This window comes from Shewanella algidipiscicola, from assembly GCF_003605125.1.
Lineage (GTDB): Bacteria > Pseudomonadota > Gammaproteobacteria > Enterobacterales > Shewanellaceae > Shewanella > Shewanella algidipiscicola.
The window spans coordinates 162,082-178,330 of record NZ_QPQT01000006.1; the positions used below are offsets into that span (position 1 = coordinate 162,082).

The 16,249-nt window shown below is 45.6% G+C and carries 13 protein-coding genes and 8 tRNA genes; 13 read left to right on the top strand and 8 right to left on the bottom strand.

The genetic code is table 11. The features are described 5' to 3' along the window. Window positions 1-10: 10 nt before the first annotated feature. From DVO77_RS08240 to DVO77_RS08250, 3 genes are all read right to left on the bottom strand, one after another. Complete coding sequence (locus DVO77_RS08240) at window positions 11-2,287, bottom strand: acyl-CoA dehydrogenase (RefSeq protein WP_119977985.1); 2,277 nt, start codon at window positions 2,285-2,287, stop codon at window positions 11-13. Window positions 2,288-2,296: 9 nt separating this feature from the next. Beyond that, a complete protein-coding gene (gene psrA, locus DVO77_RS08245) occupies window positions 2,297-2,935 on the bottom strand; it encodes a TetR family transcriptional repressor PsrA (protein WP_119977986.1) in 639 nt (212 codons plus the stop codon). Between the two features lie 183 nt (window positions 2,936-3,118). Beyond that, entirely contained in the window at window positions 3,119-3,706 is a 588-nt protein-coding gene (locus tag DVO77_RS08250) for a Smr/MutS family protein (protein WP_119977987.1), read from the bottom strand. Between the two features lie 285 nt (window positions 3,707-3,991). Here DVO77_RS08250 and DVO77_RS08255 point away from each other — a divergent pair, with 285 nt between their 5' ends. Beyond that, window positions 3,992-4,564: a YybH family protein gene (locus DVO77_RS08255; RefSeq protein WP_119977988.1), complete on the top strand. Its 573-nt coding sequence runs from the start codon at window positions 3,992-3,994 to the stop codon at window positions 4,562-4,564. Beyond that, on the top strand, window positions 4,554-5,081 hold the full coding sequence (locus DVO77_RS08260) for a YchJ family protein (RefSeq protein WP_110457721.1): 528 nt from the start codon (window positions 4,554-4,556) through the stop codon (window positions 5,079-5,081). Before DVO77_RS08255 ends, DVO77_RS08260 begins: the two co-directional genes overlap by 11 nt. Before the next feature lie 257 nt (window positions 5,082-5,338). Here the strand turns inward: DVO77_RS08260 and DVO77_RS08265 are convergent, their stop codons facing one another. From DVO77_RS08265 to DVO77_RS08275, 3 genes are all read right to left on the bottom strand, one after another. Then, on the bottom strand, window positions 5,339-7,531 hold the full coding sequence (locus tag DVO77_RS08265) for a putative bifunctional diguanylate cyclase/phosphodiesterase (RefSeq protein ID WP_119977989.1): 2,193 nt from the start codon (window positions 7,529-7,531) through the stop codon (window positions 5,339-5,341). A gap of 132 nt (window positions 7,532-7,663) precedes the next feature. Continuing rightward, the gene (locus DVO77_RS08270) at window positions 7,664-7,951 is read right to left on the bottom strand and encodes a DUF406 family protein (RefSeq protein WP_110457861.1); all 288 of its coding nucleotides are present in this window, start codon (window positions 7,949-7,951) and stop codon (window positions 7,664-7,666) included. Window positions 7,952-8,075: 124 nt separating this feature from the next. Continuing rightward, complete coding sequence (locus DVO77_RS08275) at window positions 8,076-8,564, bottom strand: VC2046/SO_2500 family protein (protein ID WP_119977990.1); 489 nt, start codon at window positions 8,562-8,564, stop codon at window positions 8,076-8,078. 125 nt (window positions 8,565-8,689) lie between these two features. Between DVO77_RS08275 and DVO77_RS08280 the strand changes: the two genes are divergently transcribed. The 4 genes from DVO77_RS08280 to DVO77_RS08295 all read left to right on the top strand — a co-directional run bounded on the left by DVO77_RS08280 (window position 8,690) and on the right by DVO77_RS08295 (window position 10,591). Continuing rightward, window positions 8,690-8,774 (top strand) — tRNA-Tyr (locus DVO77_RS08280). A gap of 33 nt (window positions 8,775-8,807) precedes the next feature. Beyond that, a tRNA-Tyr gene (locus DVO77_RS08285) sits at window positions 8,808-8,892 on the top strand. A gap of 105 nt (window positions 8,893-8,997) precedes the next feature. Further along, a tRNA-Tyr gene (locus DVO77_RS08290) sits at window positions 8,998-9,082 on the top strand. Between the two features lie 447 nt (window positions 9,083-9,529). Beyond that, window positions 9,530-10,591, top strand: coding sequence for a PLP-dependent cysteine synthase family protein (locus tag DVO77_RS08295; protein ID WP_119977991.1), 1,062 nt, complete (start codon window positions 9,530-9,532; stop codon window positions 10,589-10,591). On the opposite strand, the gene queE is transcribed toward DVO77_RS08295, so the two are convergent. Further along, window positions 10,588-11,256 (bottom strand): 7-carboxy-7-deazaguanine synthase QueE, encoded by a 669-nt coding sequence (gene queE / locus DVO77_RS08300; RefSeq protein WP_110457725.1) that lies wholly within the window; start codon window positions 11,254-11,256, stop codon window positions 10,588-10,590. The genes DVO77_RS08295 and queE overlap by 4 nt on opposite strands. A gap of 186 nt (window positions 11,257-11,442) precedes the next feature. On the opposite strand from queE, the gene queC reads away from it, so the two are divergent. Both queC and rrtA read left to right on the top strand, forming a co-directional pair. Then, window positions 11,443-12,126, top strand: a complete 684-nt coding sequence (queC, locus tag DVO77_RS08305) for a 7-cyano-7-deazaguanine synthase QueC (RefSeq protein WP_119977992.1) — start codon at window positions 11,443-11,445, stop codon at window positions 12,124-12,126. After that, window positions 12,120-12,704, top strand: coding sequence for a rhombosortase (rrtA, locus tag DVO77_RS08310; protein ID WP_119977993.1), 585 nt, complete (start codon window positions 12,120-12,122; stop codon window positions 12,702-12,704). Before queC ends, rrtA begins: the two co-directional genes overlap by 7 nt. A 99-nt stretch (window positions 12,705-12,803) precedes the next feature. On the opposite strand, the gene uvrB is transcribed toward rrtA, so the two are convergent. Further along, the gene (uvrB, locus tag DVO77_RS08315; RefSeq protein WP_119977994.1) at window positions 12,804-14,822 is read right to left on the bottom strand and encodes an excinuclease ABC subunit UvrB; all 2,019 of its coding nucleotides are present in this window, start codon (window positions 14,820-14,822) and stop codon (window positions 12,804-12,806) included. Between the two features lie 800 nt (window positions 14,823-15,622). Between uvrB and DVO77_RS08320 the strand changes: the two genes are divergently transcribed. The 5 genes from DVO77_RS08320 (at window position 15,623) to DVO77_RS08340 (ending at window position 16,177) form a co-directional block, all read left to right on the top strand. Next, window positions 15,623-15,698: transfer RNA gene (locus DVO77_RS08320), tRNA-Asn, on the top strand. A 35-nt stretch (window positions 15,699-15,733) separates the two neighbouring features. Continuing rightward, window positions 15,734-15,809 (top strand) — tRNA-Asn (locus DVO77_RS08325). A 63-nt stretch (window positions 15,810-15,872) separates the two neighbouring features. Beyond that, a tRNA-Asn gene (locus tag DVO77_RS08330) sits at window positions 15,873-15,948 on the top strand. A gap of 43 nt (window positions 15,949-15,991) precedes the next feature. Continuing rightward, window positions 15,992-16,067, top strand: a tRNA-Asn gene (locus DVO77_RS08335). Between the two features lie 34 nt (window positions 16,068-16,101). Beyond that, window positions 16,102-16,177: transfer RNA gene (locus DVO77_RS08340), tRNA-Asn, on the top strand. Window positions 16,178-16,249 lie beyond the last annotated feature (72 nt).

The following is a 16,249-nucleotide window of genomic DNA, read 5'->3' on the forward strand; positions in this document are numbered from 1 at the left end:
AACCACTCAGCTATAAACGTTCGAAATCATCCACAGCAATAGCCACTTGGCGCAGCTTATCCGCATCAATCAATTGCTCAAACTCATTCTCGCTAATGATGTCTGCTTCTAACGCCTGTTGATAAAGCAGCGCAGGAGCAAGCTTTTTGGCAAGTTGACCCTCTTTTTGCGCGCGTTTGATTTTTTTGCTCAATCCATCGCAAGCATGAAGAGCCACAAACGCCTGTTCCACTTGCGCCATACCGCCCTCATCGCCATCAAAGTTAGGGCACAAGAATGTTAGTCTGTCTCTGGCAGGACCTGGTTTGAGCATGCCTTGGCAAACCTTTATCGCTAACTTGTCGTCCGGAGCATTGAAATGATTGCCTAACGGAAATACCAGCAAACGCATCAACCAGGCAACGGGACGATTAGGGAAATTGCGTAACGCCCCTTGCAGTGCATTTGCCGCCTTATGCAATCGAGTCTGCATCACATAATGCACCGTGGGTAAATCATCTTGTTGGCGGCCATTGTCTTCAAACAATTTTAACGTGGCAGAGCCTAGGTAAAGCTCACTGAGTACATCGCCCAAACGTGCCGACAACATCTCTTTACGCTTTAAATCGCCGCCCATAATCAACATTGACAGGTCGGTCACAAACGCCAACGCCGCAGAGATGCGAGTCATGTGCTTGTAATACTGCGCTGTACTGCCACTGACTGGCGCGGCATTAAAACGACTACCACTGAGCGCACTAAATAACGTGCTGAAGGCATTGCGACAGGCATACCCCATGTGACCTAACAGTAAGTTATCAAAGCGTGCCAACGCGGCAGTATCATCGTCCATTGCCGCGGCTTCCATTTCGGCTAACACATAAGGATGACAACGGGTCGCGCCTTGACCAAAGATCATTAAACTGCGGGTTAGAATATTAGCCCCTTCCACAGTGATCGAAATCGGGTTCGCCATATAACCGTGGCCTAAATAGTTTTTCGGCCCAAGCTGGATCCCCTTGCCCGACTGGATGTCCATGGCATCGTTAAATACATCACGGCCCATCTCGGTCATATGGTATTTGGCTATTGCAGTGACCACCGAAGGTTTCACTTTGAGATCGATGCCTGTTGTCGTTAATCGGCGCGCCGCCTCTAACTGGTAAGTATTGGCGATGATCCGCGCCATCGCCTCTTGAACCCCCTCAAATTGGCCGATAGCTAAACCAAATTGATGCCTAACATAGCTGTAAGCCGTAGTCGTTTTAGTGGCCAGATGACCCGATGCTGTCGCTAATGCAGGCAGTGAGATCCCTCGACCAGCCGACAGGCATTCCACCAGCATACGCCAACCGCGGCCAGCGTATTGTGGGCCGCCGATAATCCAATCTAGCGGGATAAACACCTCTTTGCCCTGAGTGGTGCCATTCATAAAGGCCATATTCAGTGGATTATGACGACGACCAATTTCAACACCAGGATGATCGGTCGGAATAAGCGCACAGGTGATCCCAAGATCAGGGTTATCGCCTAAAAGTCCATCGGGATCGCGCATTTGAAACGCAAGCCCCAATACTGTGGCAACTGGAGCTAAGGTAATATATCGTTTGTTCCAGGTGAGACTCAGCCCTAACACCTCTTCGCCATCAACGGTTTTACGACATACGATACCTTCATCAGGAATAGCACCGGCATCAGAGCCCGCTTCGGGCCCAGTAAGTGCAAAACAAGGCACGGCTTCACCACTGGCTAACAGAGGCAGCCAATGTTCACGCTGCTCTTTGGTACCATAATGGGTCAACAACTCGCCGGGGCCGAGTGAATTAGGCACCATCACGGTCACGGCGGCGCTCACACTGCGACTGGCCAACTTGCTAACAATGGTTGAATTAGCATAAGCAGAAAACGCTTTCCCACCGTATTCCTTAGGAATAATTAGCGCAAAAAAACCTTCATCTTTAAAGTATTGCCATAATTCTGGGGGGAGATCCTTACGATTTTGTACTATGTCGAAATCGTCAATCATCGTCAGTGCCGTCATCACTTGATTATCAATGAACGATTTCTCTTCTTCACTCAGAGCTGACTTCCCGTAACTGTGCAAGGCGTCCCAATTGGGCTTACCGCGAAACAGTTCCCCCTCCCACCATACATCACCGGCTTCCATCGCCTCCTTTTCCGTATCAGACAGCGGCGGTAGTACCTTTTTGAAAAAGGCAAATACTGGCCGAGTAATAAACTGCATGCGGATACTTTTAACACCAAACAACACTATGATAAGCAATAGTGCCAAAATAAAAAGAGTCATAACGCCCCCCTATTGGGTACTAACGGGTACTGCCACGCCGGCAGCGAGATATGGAATAACTTTGCGAATTACGGCTTCGATATCATAGTGTTCATTAAAATCAGCCTGGGCGATTTCGGTTAATGCATCGGCGGATGCCATAGTGAACACCACAGTGCCTAAGGTAAAGTGTAATCGCCAAAACATCTCTGCGGGGGGAATATGTGGTGCACTTTCTGCGACAGCCTTCACAAACTTGTTAAGGTGCTCACCGTAATGAGTGGTAATAAACCAGCGCAGATGCCCCTGACTTTCGATATAACCTCGGCCAAGTAATTGTAAAAAAGTACTGGTACCGTCCACCTTGAACTTATTTAATTCAAGTAAAGGTTTGACTAAAGAGGAGAAAATGTCATTTAGTGATGGATCGCCACTGGCCTTGATGAGCATTAATTCATCAGAAGCTTCAGGCATGAAACGGTCTAAGTAGCGTGCCAGCACCGCCCTGATAAGCTCCTTTTTTGAGCCAAAATGATAATTAACCGAGGCAAGATTGACCTCAGCTTTACTGGTGATCAATCTTAATGAGGTTTCTGAAAATCCACGCTCTGCAAATAGCTTTTCGGCGGCATCCAGTATTCTTGTTTTAGTATCGGATCGACTTGCCATTCCGTGACCTTAACTCTGATTTAAACATGCGTTTAAATTAAACACTAGTACACTTTTTGTCAAATGAAATTCCGCTGTATCACCATACTTTAGGTATTGGGATCACAGATAATCTAACAACAAATAGCCAGTGACTTTAGGCAAACGAGGCTGTAACCCCATAGCAAGATTAACGCTATGTCATTAACGCAAATGCGCCCCCTTGCGTGTTAGCTCCCGCGTGTTCATTCGTGCCTTTTCTGATTTTGCCAGCATCACCATTAATGCGCCCGCTCCACCCCACTCTCTTGGCGCACTGTGATAACCAATCACGCCATCAATCAAGGGCAGCCAATGAGCTAAACAGGATTTAATTAACGCAGGAAACGGCTTATTGTGCACACCGGTGCCATGGATCACTATCACGTTACGATATTCACAGCTCAAACTGCGTTGAATAAAATCGAACAAAAGCTCTCTGGCGCGCGGTACATTATAGCCTTTAAGGTCTATATCGGCTTGCATCGAATACTGACCTTGGCGAAATAATTTGAACACTTGTTGCTGTACCCCTTCACTTTTCATACTGATAACTGCATCGGGAGCGACTGGCTCAATCACACTCAGATCATCACTTAAACGAGAGAGTGCTTCTCTGCGTTTAGTTTCAAAGTATTTATGTTGCTGTGACTGAGATGAGGCAATTTGAGAGCTAATTGCCGTTTTATCGCCATTTAGAGGTATCACATCTGCCATAGAGGCTAGAAATATCGCACTCTCTTCTTCTGTCATGGTACTGCTTCCTCTTAATTCATTGCGATTACAGCTCTTAACGCTACATCATATCGATGCGAAGCACTATTTTGACTGTAGCAGCTAAAAATATCCAGCGACTGTACGAGTGACTTATGCAGCTTCACCCATTGGAATACCACCTTGAGGACGACTATGAACATAATTTGCCCCACCCAACTTAAGACAAAGGGCAGTGTGACACACTTTGTTAATATCTAATTCTTTCCCCATAAAAGGGCATAGATTATAGTGGCGCTAGCATTAGTAAAGATGAATATCTTAATGAAATTTCTAACATCCTTAATCCTTATCTGCAGCGCACTGTGCTGCGCCTCTGCTATAGCGCAACAAACCGATGGGGACAATGAGGCCTTAAACCAGTTTTATCGCCAATTTAGTAGCGCATTTGCCCAGCTCGATGCCACTGTAATTGCCGATCTGTATGCAGAAGATGCCAGTTATATCCCTGAACAACAAAGCAAAGCGATCACCATCGGTCGAGAAAATATTATCAGCTTATACCAAAGATTTTTCGGCAAGATTAAACACAAAAACGCCCAAATTGAGGTCGACTTTCGGGTTATTGACCGACAGATATCCCCCCAAATTGCAACTGATATCGGCTATTACCTTATCCGTTTTTATCCACCCAAAGAGAGTGAGGAGCCCATGAGTGAATTCGCGGGCAAATTTGTCACTGTCTCAAAAAAACAAGCCGATGGACGTTGGTACTTAACGGTGGATACCAATAATCGCGGGGAGCCGGCATTCTATTACGATGCGAAACCGCTACCAAACCTGTATTATGGCAGCCAATTTTCAACAGCCAGTAATAAGTCGAGTCATGAAAAGTGATCCATTAACGGGTGAGCAAGTCTTCAAGCACAGTAATACAGCCCAAGAGTGTCCCTGCGGTCAACGTGTAAAAGGAGAGCGCTTAACCTATCAAGCATGCTGTAAAATATATCATCAAGGCGCGTTTGTACCGACCCCTGAAGTCTTGATGCGCAGCCGCTACAGTGCATTTGTCATGCGTCTGCATGATTACCTCATCGCCACACATCATCCAGATACCTTAAATGGCTTAACGAAGTCGATATTAGATAGCGATAATCAGACCCAATGGTTGGGGTTGAGCATTCAGCGTAGCGCAACCACTGACGATAATGGCGTGGTTGAGTTTCATGCATGGTATCGAGAAAACAATCGATTAGATGCCATACATGAAGTATCGCAGTTCATTAAGCAACACGGCGTATGGTGGTATACCAGTGGTGAGCAACTTAATCCGCAGCTCCCCAAGCGTAACGATCCTTGTATCTGTTATAGCGGGCGTAAGTTTAAGCAGTGCTGCTTAAATCTAGCGAATTGAAAATAAAAGCTATGCTCGTGTTCGCGCATACTCACACACGCACAAGAGACACATATCGTTAAGGTGCTGTAACTAGTCGCGCCCACAAAGACTTTTATAAGCGATAACTACGCGACAAGCAAAGCGACAAGCAAAGCGACAAGCAAAGCGACAAGCAAAGCGACAAGCAAAGCGACAAGCAAAGCGACAAGCAAAGCGACAAGCAAAAAATGGCACACGGCAACATCTGCTACTGGCGCTATGTTAAGCCCGAGCGATCAATGGGCTTTACTAGGGTCAGCGCCACTTAACACACCAATACTGGTTCGTAAAAATTGACTGAACTCGGCTTCTCGTAGCGCCGGGCTGTATAAGAATCCTTGGGCCTGATGGCAACATAACTCAGATAAGAAGTCTTCTTGCTCCAAGGTTTCCACCCCTTCAGCAGTCAATGAAATATTAAGCGCATAGGCCATCGCCACAATCGCACTGACAATTTCACGGCTTTCATGACTTACCCCTATATCAGAAATGAAAGAGCGATCAATTTTTAATTTTGAAATAGGAAACTGTTTTAAATAACGCATCGAGCTATAACCGGTACCAAAATCATCGATGGCTAATCCAACACCCAGCTCAGCCAACTCTTTGCACAAATGGGTAACATAGACAATGTCTTCCATCAGCTCCGTTTCAGTTATCTCTAAAATCAATGTGTTAGGCTTAATTCGATAACGGGTCACCAGCTGCCAAATTTGATCATATAAGTTTGAGCTAAAAAACTGTTGCGCTGCGACATTGACATGCATCGAAATATTAATATTGTCCCGCTGCCAAAGATTCAATTGACGACAAGCAGCTTCTAGCACCCACTCACCTATGGAGTTGATCATGCCAGACTTTTCTGCCACATCGATAAATGCACCAGGATACAACACGCCTCGCTTAGGGTGATTCCAACGGATCAAAGCTTCTGCGCCAATATAACGATTACTCTTTAAATCTTTAAGCGGTTGATAATAAAGTTCAAATTCGCGACTTTTGAGCGCCAACTGCAGTTCTCTCTCGATAACTGCAGTCTCTTTAAAGGCGCTCAATAATGCATGATTAAACACTTGAATGGCATCGCCTTGCTTATTTTTAGCATACTGCAGCGCAATGTCGGCACATGTTAATGGGGCAAACATTTGCTCTAATGTTTCAATACAAACTACAGATAAGGCGGGTTTAACCTCAAATAGTTCATGCTTAATCATCACAGGCAAACACAAGTGCTGATATAACCGATTAATGAGTAAGTTCATTCTGTACTGACTGTCGAGCGTATCGATGACTAAGGCAAACTCATCACTGCCAACCCGCGCCAGCAGTTGTGTTTTACTCATGCTTGCAAAGTGGCTTAAACGCCGTGCCATCTCAATCAGCAGTAGATCCCCTTTTGCATGCCCATAAGTATCGTTAAAGCGTTTAAAACCTTTAAGGTCGAGCAAAATCAGATGACCTTGAGTGACATTGTCCAATTGCTGACTAAAATGACGGCGGTTGTATAGGCCTGTGAGTGGACAACGCCACGCCAACCGCTCTAATTCTGTTTGATGTTGACGAGCCTCTGAACAATCTTCTGCGGTGACCAAAGCATAATCATTGCCCCTTTTAGTCGTAAATGGCTTAACCGAATATCGCAGCCAATAACAGGTACCATCTAAGCGGGCTATTTGCACTTCACCTTTAACCTTTTTACCCCGCTTAACCTCAGCGAGTACCGTTCTGGCTTCACTGGGGGATTGTTTAAAAAAATCAAGGTGATTGACGTCAGCACCTATCACCTTCTGCTTGGGTATACCTGACATGGCATGGTGGGCACCATTAACATACTCGATAATATCAGTTTGCAGATTAACCACCATACTGACCTGCTCTGAGTGCTCTATGGCCTTAAGAAACAGGCTCAAGCGCTCATCGGTTTCATAAGCGCGAGCCGTCGCTAAGGTGAGTGCCAATTGGTCAGCGACTTGTGCGGCAATATGCAGTTCACTTTCACTCCAAGTATGGGCTTCAATGTGTTCTAAAAACAGTACGCCTTCGAGATGACCGTTAATCCTAATGGCCACTTCTAAGGTACTGGCAATACCTTTGGGGCGAAGATAGCACTCGTGAAGCTCTTGCACTCTGGCATCATTGTACGCAACAACAGCATCGATAGTACGATGTTGCTTAAGCTCAGATAAATAATGTGGACATAAGGACGGGTTGGGGCGAACGGGATCAATCGCAGCCAATTTATCACAATGACCAACAAGATAAGTTGAATCATGCTCAACCGAAAATAGGCAAACACCAACATAATCGACAAAGAGATGCTCACTTAACAAGCGCGTTGCCAGCACCGCAGTTTCGTTAAATAGCCCCTGTTGTTTCTCTAACGAATTAACAATGGACTCGAGCAAATATTGGTATTTACGTTTAATCATAGCATCCTAAAACCAACAGGCATGGTTAGCCAGCTGAGGCTTTGCGATATAAATAAGCTTAATTTAGCTATCAAATAAAGCGTAATAATATTACAACTTAACAATCACTTAAACCCATATCTACAATGCATATCATAGATTATTGTGTAATTGATAAATCATTTTTTCGGCGCTAAAGGCAAAGGTCAACGACAAGATTTTACTGCCAGCCTTGTCTATGACATCCACTTCGACATTATCGAAACGTGCTTTGGCCGCATTAACCAGGCGTTCTATCTGCATATCGGCATCGTCACCTGCTATCTCTATGGTTAACACTCTATCGTGCTCGTCAATCACAGCGCCGATATCGGCATAGCTACCACAGTCATTACAGGTGTCATTGACTAGATCTGATTGTCTCTCTTGAATGTTTTTCATATTTAGAACAAGGTTAGTTAAGTTAGCAATCATTATAGTGATATATAAACTTAGATACGAGACGCGGCTCAAATCTCGGTTTAAATCTATATCCTTTTCTAACTCATTTCTAGCGTAACTAGATTTATACCATGAGGTCGGCCATCGAACGTTGCGCCACGACCTGATCGGCAAAGTGTAAAATATCTTCCATGCCAATTTGAGGGTTCAGTTCGCCTCGGTAACGCGACAGGGTAATTGGATCGCAATTATTTAACACCGCATTCATCGCAATGCTATCTTGCCCGCGGATCACTAGTGCTTCTGGCGTTAGACTTTGCTGCAGATGAAAGGCACTCATCCCTTGCTGATGAAACGCAGCACTATTATCGGTCAAGGCGACCTCCGCAATGTTGGCCAATAAGGGTTGTGATTGCGGTAGCTCAAACTGCTGACGTAAACGGCTTTCGGTATCTTTCAATGAATCTGGCAGATTAAACTGTGCCATATCACGTGCGTCATCTGAAAGCATGGCAAGTAATAAGGCAAACTCCCCACGCCTATCATCTGAAACAGCATGATTAAGCCGGGTGCCTAAATTGACCTCATTGATTAATAACCGATTGGTTTGCATAAAAAAACATCACTAAAACAAGTCGTTGGTATTTTATCGACCGCTTAAACACTAACTTTAGTAATTATTTTAATTAGGGGGTTTACAGAGGATGAGTTTGTGACTACTATTGCCGCCGCAATTGAGGAGGGGTTCCCGAGTGGCCAAAGGGATCAGACTGTAAATCTGACGGCTCAGCCTTCGAAGGTTCGAATCCTTCTCCCTCCACCATTTGCGTACAATATGATATAAAGAGATATTCGTGGAGGGGTTCCCGAGTGGCCAAAGGGATCAGACTGTAAATCTGACGGCTCAGCCTTCGAAGGTTCGAATCCTTCTCCCTCCACCATCTTTATCTCTGGTGCTTAAAATGGTTGTAGTTAGCGTTACAACTGATGCTAAGTTCATAGTGTTATATTGGGTAACAAAAAAGTAGTAACAAAAAGTAATATGTGGAGGGGTTCCCGAGTGGCCAAAGGGATCAGACTGTAAATCTGACGGCTCAGCCTTCGAAGGTTCGAATCCTTCTCCCTCCACCACTTTTCCTGTTTCTCAATTCTGTAAATTTCCTGATTATATCCCCTCTACACTTTACGCGGTATATAACATCCTTAGGTTTACATTCTCCCCTGACTTAGCACTGTAATACTTGTCTGTAACATTGTTACCTATTGATAATTAAAAACATCTGTCATTGCATGCTCAGCATACCTTTTGTCACACTTAGGCACTGCCTTACGACACACTTTTTAAGAGCTAACAATCAACATCACTCCCCCCACGCTATAGCTAGTTTCAACCGCATAATAGGCATCCGACATTATTTTATAACTGTCAGTATTTCCCTACGCTTAGGATGCGATAAAATCAAAATGGTTAATCTTGTCTATATCGACTGACAAAACATCGTTATAATTTATAACCAAACGCTATATAAGAATTGCATATAATCCCTCAGTTAGAGGGCCTATCATACTGGAGAACGAATGGAACGCTCGTGGGTTAACCAAGCAATCGCAAAAATTGAAGCCGATTATCAACGCAGTGCAGACACGCATCTCATTCATTTAGATATCCCCTCGATTAAGGGGATTGATATCTATTTAAAAGATGAAAGTACTCATCCCACTGGCAGCCTTAAACATCGTCTGGCACGTTCGCTGTTTCTCTATGCCTTGTGTAATGGTTGGATCAAACAAAACACCCCCATCATCGAATCATCTTCTGGCAGTACAGCGGTTTCTGAAGCCTATTTTGCACGCTTACTCGGCTTGCCCTTTATTGCCGTCATGCCAAAAAGCACCGCTAAAAAGAAGATCCAACAGATCACCGCCTATGGCGGTCAATGTCATTTTGTTGAACACTCAAGTGAGATCTACGCCGAATCACAACGTTTGGCCGATGAATTATCGGGCCATTATATGGATCAATTTACCTACGCCGAGCGGGCCACCGATTGGCGTGGCAATAATAATATCGCCAACTCTATCTTTGAACAGATGAAATGCGAGCCCCACCCGGTTCCTAGTTGGATTGTCATGAGCCCTGGAACAGGCGGCACCTCGGCGACCATAGGCCGCTATATTCGTTACCAAAGAGAGCAGACACAACTGTGTGTGGTCGACCCTGAACACTCGGTATTTTATGATTATTTTGTCAGTGGCGATGCCAGTGTCACCTGCACACAGGGCAGCAAAATCGAAGGTATTGGTCGTCCACGCGCAGAGCCGTCGTTTATTCCTGGTGTGGTCGATAAGATGGTTAAAGTGGCCGATGCTGCCTCTATAGCCACGATTTATTGGCTAGAGCAACTCATTGGCAGAAAAGCCGGCCCCTCGACGGGCACCAATTTGTTTGGCGCACTGCAGCTGGCCTGTGATATGCACAATCAAGGACAACAGGGCTCTATCGTCACCTTGTTGTGTGATTCAGGCGAGCGATACTTAGATACCTATTACGATAGCCAGTGGGTAAGTGACAACATAGGTGATATCACTCACTACCAGACCCTGCTGGGGCAATTTAACCAAAGTGGTAAGCTTGATTAGTCGATATTAAGGTATTTATGAGTCTGTATCGATAAACGCCAATTGCGCGCGATACAGACTTGCATCGCTAACTGAGTTGCCCGTGGCTTTTGGCTTATCGGCTGTAAACAGATAGTTTTGCCCAAGGTATCGATATTCGCCAATAATGCATCAAGTTCATCAATATGGCTCTGTTTCGCAACTGGATGTTTTATCTCATCGGCACGTTGCAAGGCCTGCTCAAGGACCTTATAACCGCCCTTCATATTGACTTTCGGTGAGACGGTCACCCAGCTGCGTAAATCACACTGCACATCAAAGGTGCCACTGGTTTCAATTTGGCATTGATACCCCTGATCCGATAACGCTTGTGTCAACGGACGTAAATCGTAAATACAAGGCTCGCCACCCGTGATCACCACATGTTTAGCTGTAAACCCTTTACGTTGCCATTGCACCAAGAGTTGCGCAGCATCTAACTCTGCCCAACGGCCAATTTCACCATCGACTTGGATCACTAGCTCAGGATCGACGCGGTTTTCAGCCAGAGTCTCCCATGTCTGTTTGGTATCGCACCAAGCGCAGCCCACAGGGCAGCCCTGTAAGCGAACAAAAATCGCGGGAACGCCAGTGTAAACACCTTCACCCTGAATAGTTTCAAATACTTCGTTGACCGGGTACTTCATGGTTAACCTCATCGCTATGGGGCCGCTTTTATAGAAGATTTAGCGCCTACTGGCAAGTATAACGCGATTATTTGTCTCGCAAGTGGGTTAAATCCTCTTCCAAACGGCTTTGCGCTCAACAAGACATTTTGCAAGCGTTGCAGCGTCAGTTAAACTAACGCCAAATTTTGTTAACGATAAACCTTCATGTCTAAAGCAGTTGTAGTGTTCAGTGGTGGCCAAGACTCCACAACCTGTCTAATACAGGCGTTAAACCAATATGATGAAGTTCACGCTATCACCTTTGATTATGGGCAACGTCATCGACAAGAGATAGACGTTGCCAAGCAACTCGGCCAGCAGCTTGGCGTTATCAGCCATAAAGTTCTCGATGTGACGGTATTGAATGAGCTGGCGATTTCAGCATTAACTCGTGATGCCATTGAAGTATCTAACGAGCTGATGGCCAATGGATTACCCAATACCTTTGTGCCGGGCAGAAATATTTTATTCCTCACTTTAGCGGGGATTTATGCCTACCAACTGGGGGCTGACACTGTGATCACTGGGGTGTGTGAAACTGACTTTTCTGGCTATCCCGATTGCCGAGATCAATTTATTAAGGCGATGCAATCAGCTTTAGAGCAAGGCATGGATCGTAACTTGACGATTGAAACGCCATTAATGTGGCTTAATAAGGCACAAACTTGGGCGCTGGCCGATAAATACCACAGCCTAGCGCTTATTCGCGATAGCACCCTCACCTGCTACAACGGCATTATAGGCCATGGTTGTGGTACTTGCCCTGCCTGCCTATTGCGCAGCCAAGGGCTACAAGACTACTTAGACAATAAGACAAGTGTCATGGCTGAGCTGAACCGCCAATGTTAATGTCATTAAAATCAAGTGCTAAACCCTATGGGCTAGTACTACTTGTCAGCATTGTCTGTATCGCGCTCTATTTTGCCCCGTTCGATAGTACCCTAGCCTACCGTAAAGCGGCCATTGCCCAAGGTGAGTGGTGGCGTTTATTGACGGGTAACTTGCTGCATACCAATGCTTGGCATTTAGCGATGAATCTCGGCGGATTATGGGTATTAGCATTTTTGCATGAGATACATTACCGCGCGGCAAACTTTAGCTTGCTGTTTGTCCTATTGTGCTTATTACAGGGATTAGGGCTTTACTGGGGCTTTCCCACATTACTGGGTTATGTAGGGCTTAGCGGTATGTTGCACGGCTTGGTAACCTATGGCGCCCTTAAAGATATTCAACGCGGTATACGTTCAGGTTATCTCTTGTTGGTCGGCGTGTGCGCTAAAGTCGCTTACGAACAAATCTATGGCGCAAGCAAGCAGATCAGCCAATTGATCGATGCTCGCGTCGCCACTGAGTCTCACTTAGTCGGGGTGTTTACAGGCATTTTGGTGTTTATTGGCTATAAGCTTATTCGGCGCTGGTCCAAATAAACTGAAAAAATAAGTCATCCCCCACATCCGTCAGCTGACGGGTGTGGGGGATTTATCCGCTCTACCTTTATCTAATTCACGACTTAGCGCTCGTTAGATTTAGGCTTTTATTAAAGCCTCTCTTAACGCATGGACTTGATCACGCAGCGCCGCGGCTTGTTCAAACTCAAGATCGCGCGCATGTTGATGCATGCGTTTTTCCAGCTCATCAATTTGATGGCTCAGGGTCGCGGCATCAGCAGCAACATAATTCCCTTTAGGCTCGGCCACTTTTTGATAAGAAGGTAACACCCTTGCGGTGTGCTCGTTACCCCCACCAACATCCATCACATCGGTGATCCGCTTTGACACCCCTTTAGGAGTAATGCCATGCTCTAGGTTATATTGGCGCTGCTTTTCTCGTCGCCTTTCGGTCTCATCAATCGCCTTGGCCATCGATTTTGTGATCTTATCGCCGTAGAGGATCACCTTGCCGTTAACGTTACGCGCAGCGCGCCCTATGGTCTGAATCAGCGAGCGCTCTGAACGTAAGAACCCCTCCTTGTCGGCATCTAAAATACAGACTAAGGAGACTTCTGGCATATCGAGTCCTTCACGTAGCAAGTTAATGCCAACGAGTACATCGAACACCCCTTTACGTAGATCGCGAATGATCTCCACCCGCTCTACCGTATCAATATCTGAGTGTAAGTAGCGAACCTTGACCCCATGTTCATCTAAGTACTCGGTGAGATCTTCTGACATGCGCTTAGTCAGCGTGGTCACCAGTACCCGCTCGTTGACCGCAACCCGTTTACCTATCTCTGATAATAGGTCATCGACCTGTATTCCAACTGGCCGCACTTCAATCTCAGGATCCAATAGTCCTGTTGGGCGCACAACCTGCTCGGCAATTTCACCATCACTCTTGTCAATCTCATATTGCGCTGGCGTGGCTGAAACAAACACGGTTTGAGGCATTAAGGCTTCAAACTCTTCAAATTTAAGCGGGCGGTTATCTAACGCCGATGGCAAGCGAAAACCGTACTCCACCAGATTCATTTTTCGCGAGCGGTCACCTTTATACATGGCGCCAATTTGCGGTATGGTCACATGAGATTCATCGATGATCAGTAAACCGTCGGCGGGCAGATAATCCAGCAAAGTCGGTGGCCCTTCGCCTGGGCGGCGACCTGATAAGTAACGCGAGTAGTTCTCGATCCCCGAGCAATACCCCAGCTCTGTCATCATTTCGATATCATACTGTACGCGCTCGGAGATCCGCTGGGCTTCAATCAGCTTATTATTATCCAGTAAGTACTGTTTACGCTGACGAAGTTCAGCCTTGATCTCTTCGGTCGCGGCAATAATTTTCTCCCGCGGCGTCACATAGTGGGTTTTAGGGTAAACCGTGGTTCTGGCAATACGTTGTAAGATATGCCCCGTTAATGGGTCAAATAGACTAAGTCTGTCGATTTCATCGTCAAACAGTTCAACGCGGATAGCATCTCGCTCCGAGTCTGCCGGGAAAATATCGATCACCTCTCCCCTGACCCTAAAGGTGCCGCGCTGCAACTCTATGTCATTACGGGTATATTGCAATTCGCTTAGGCGCTGCAATATCTCGCGCTGCCCCATTAAGTCGCCCTGACGCAGATGCAACAACATCTTCATGTAAGAATCGGGATCGCCCAGACCATAAATCGCCGATACGGAGGCGATCAACACCACATCTTTACGCTCCAACAATGCTTTGGTCGCCGATAAACGCATCTGCTCAATATGAGCATTAACCGACGCGTCTTTTTCGATAAAAGTATTGGTCGATGGCACATAGGCTTCAGGTTGGTAGTAATCGTAGTAAGAAACAAAGTATTCAACGGCATTATGAGGAAAAAACTCTTTCATCTCGCCATACAGTTGCGCCGCCAAGGTTTTATTGGGTGCCATGATAATGGTCGGGCGTTGTAACTGCTGTATGACATTGGCGACAGTGAAAGTTTTACCAGATCCGGTCACCCCAAGTAATGTCTGGCACGCAAGGCCGGACTCGATGCCATCGACCAGCTTTTTTATTGCAGTGGGTTGATCCCCGGCAGGCTCGTACTGAGAGACAAGTTGAAACGATGATTCACTCAATTGAAGACTCCTAACTAGTTCAGCAGGCTATCTTAATCGACCTAGCCAGTTTAGCCAATCTCGTGGCAAGGTTTTAGCCAAACCATTTTAACGTGCGATGATTATTATCGCCCAGCTCCCATTCGGGCAATTAACTGAGATGAAAGTTTAATACGACGACCACAATAAACGACTTTACGGCAAAAATAGGCGTCAACCCCAACCCAGGCGTGACATTAATACACAAGAGCCACCATCAAATTCATTACATATTTACAACACCAGAAACACTTCTTGAGCTTGGCTATTGCTTTTTTTAACCATTTGAAATTAAACAGATAATAAAAAAACAGTTAAATCTAGTCATTTTAAGTACAAGCCCCAATACATAAGGGTTTGACGGCCTATTTTGCAGCTAACCCACAGGTTTATCCACAGATTTAGTGGATAACTCTCATAACCTCAGTACCATCGCGGCTTTGACTAAGTTGGGTTCCTTCTAGAATATGGCAGCTGTACGTGTAATTTTACTACATTTGATATAATTTCACCTAAGTCGATAGCCATGAGTCGATAGCCATGCCGTTTCCCTCAATTACCTCTATTACGATAATCAACAGATGCTTATCTTGCCGTTACGGATTAGCTAACATAATAAAAATGCAGACAAGATGAACAAAATGCGCACTAAGTCAGCAGGATGGGTATTAGATGAGCACTTAACCGCATAATTCCTCTTTTTTTTCTTCCCATCAGTTGACTCGTGTCTAAGAGCGATTTAATATGCGCTCCGTCTTCAACGACGAGTTGCTTTAAACGTTTCCCCTGTAGTTCAGTTGGTAGAACGGCGGACTGTTAATCCGTATGTCACTGGTTCGAGTCCAGTCTGGGGAGCCAAAGCAATACAGTGTAGAAGACAAGTACAATGCATTTCCCCTGTAGTTCAGTTGGTAGAACGGCGGACTGTTAATCCGTATGTCACTGGTTCGAGTCCAGTCTGGGGAGCCAACGCAGTACAAAGAGTGTAAGATAAAAGCTGATGTTAATTAGCGATGTAAAAGTTAATGCGTTTCCCCTGTAGTTCAGTTGGTAGAACGGCGGACTGTTAATCCGTATGTCACTGGTTCGAGTCCAGTCTGGGGAGCCACACTTTTAACACAACAGATGTAAATGTAAAAATAAGTACCTATTCCCCTGTAGTTCAGTTGGTAGAACGGCGGACTGTTAATCCGTATGTCACTGGTTCGAGTCCAGTCTGGGGAGCCACTTATTTTAACACTAACATCGATAAAATATCGATTCCCCTGTAGTTCAGTTGGTAGAACGGCGGACTGTTAATCCGTATGTCACTGGTTCGAGTCCAGTCTGGGGAGCCACCTCTTTAGTTACACCTTCACCGTTAGCCCCTCTCGTTTGATAATAAAATTCCGCTTTAATAAATAATCAGT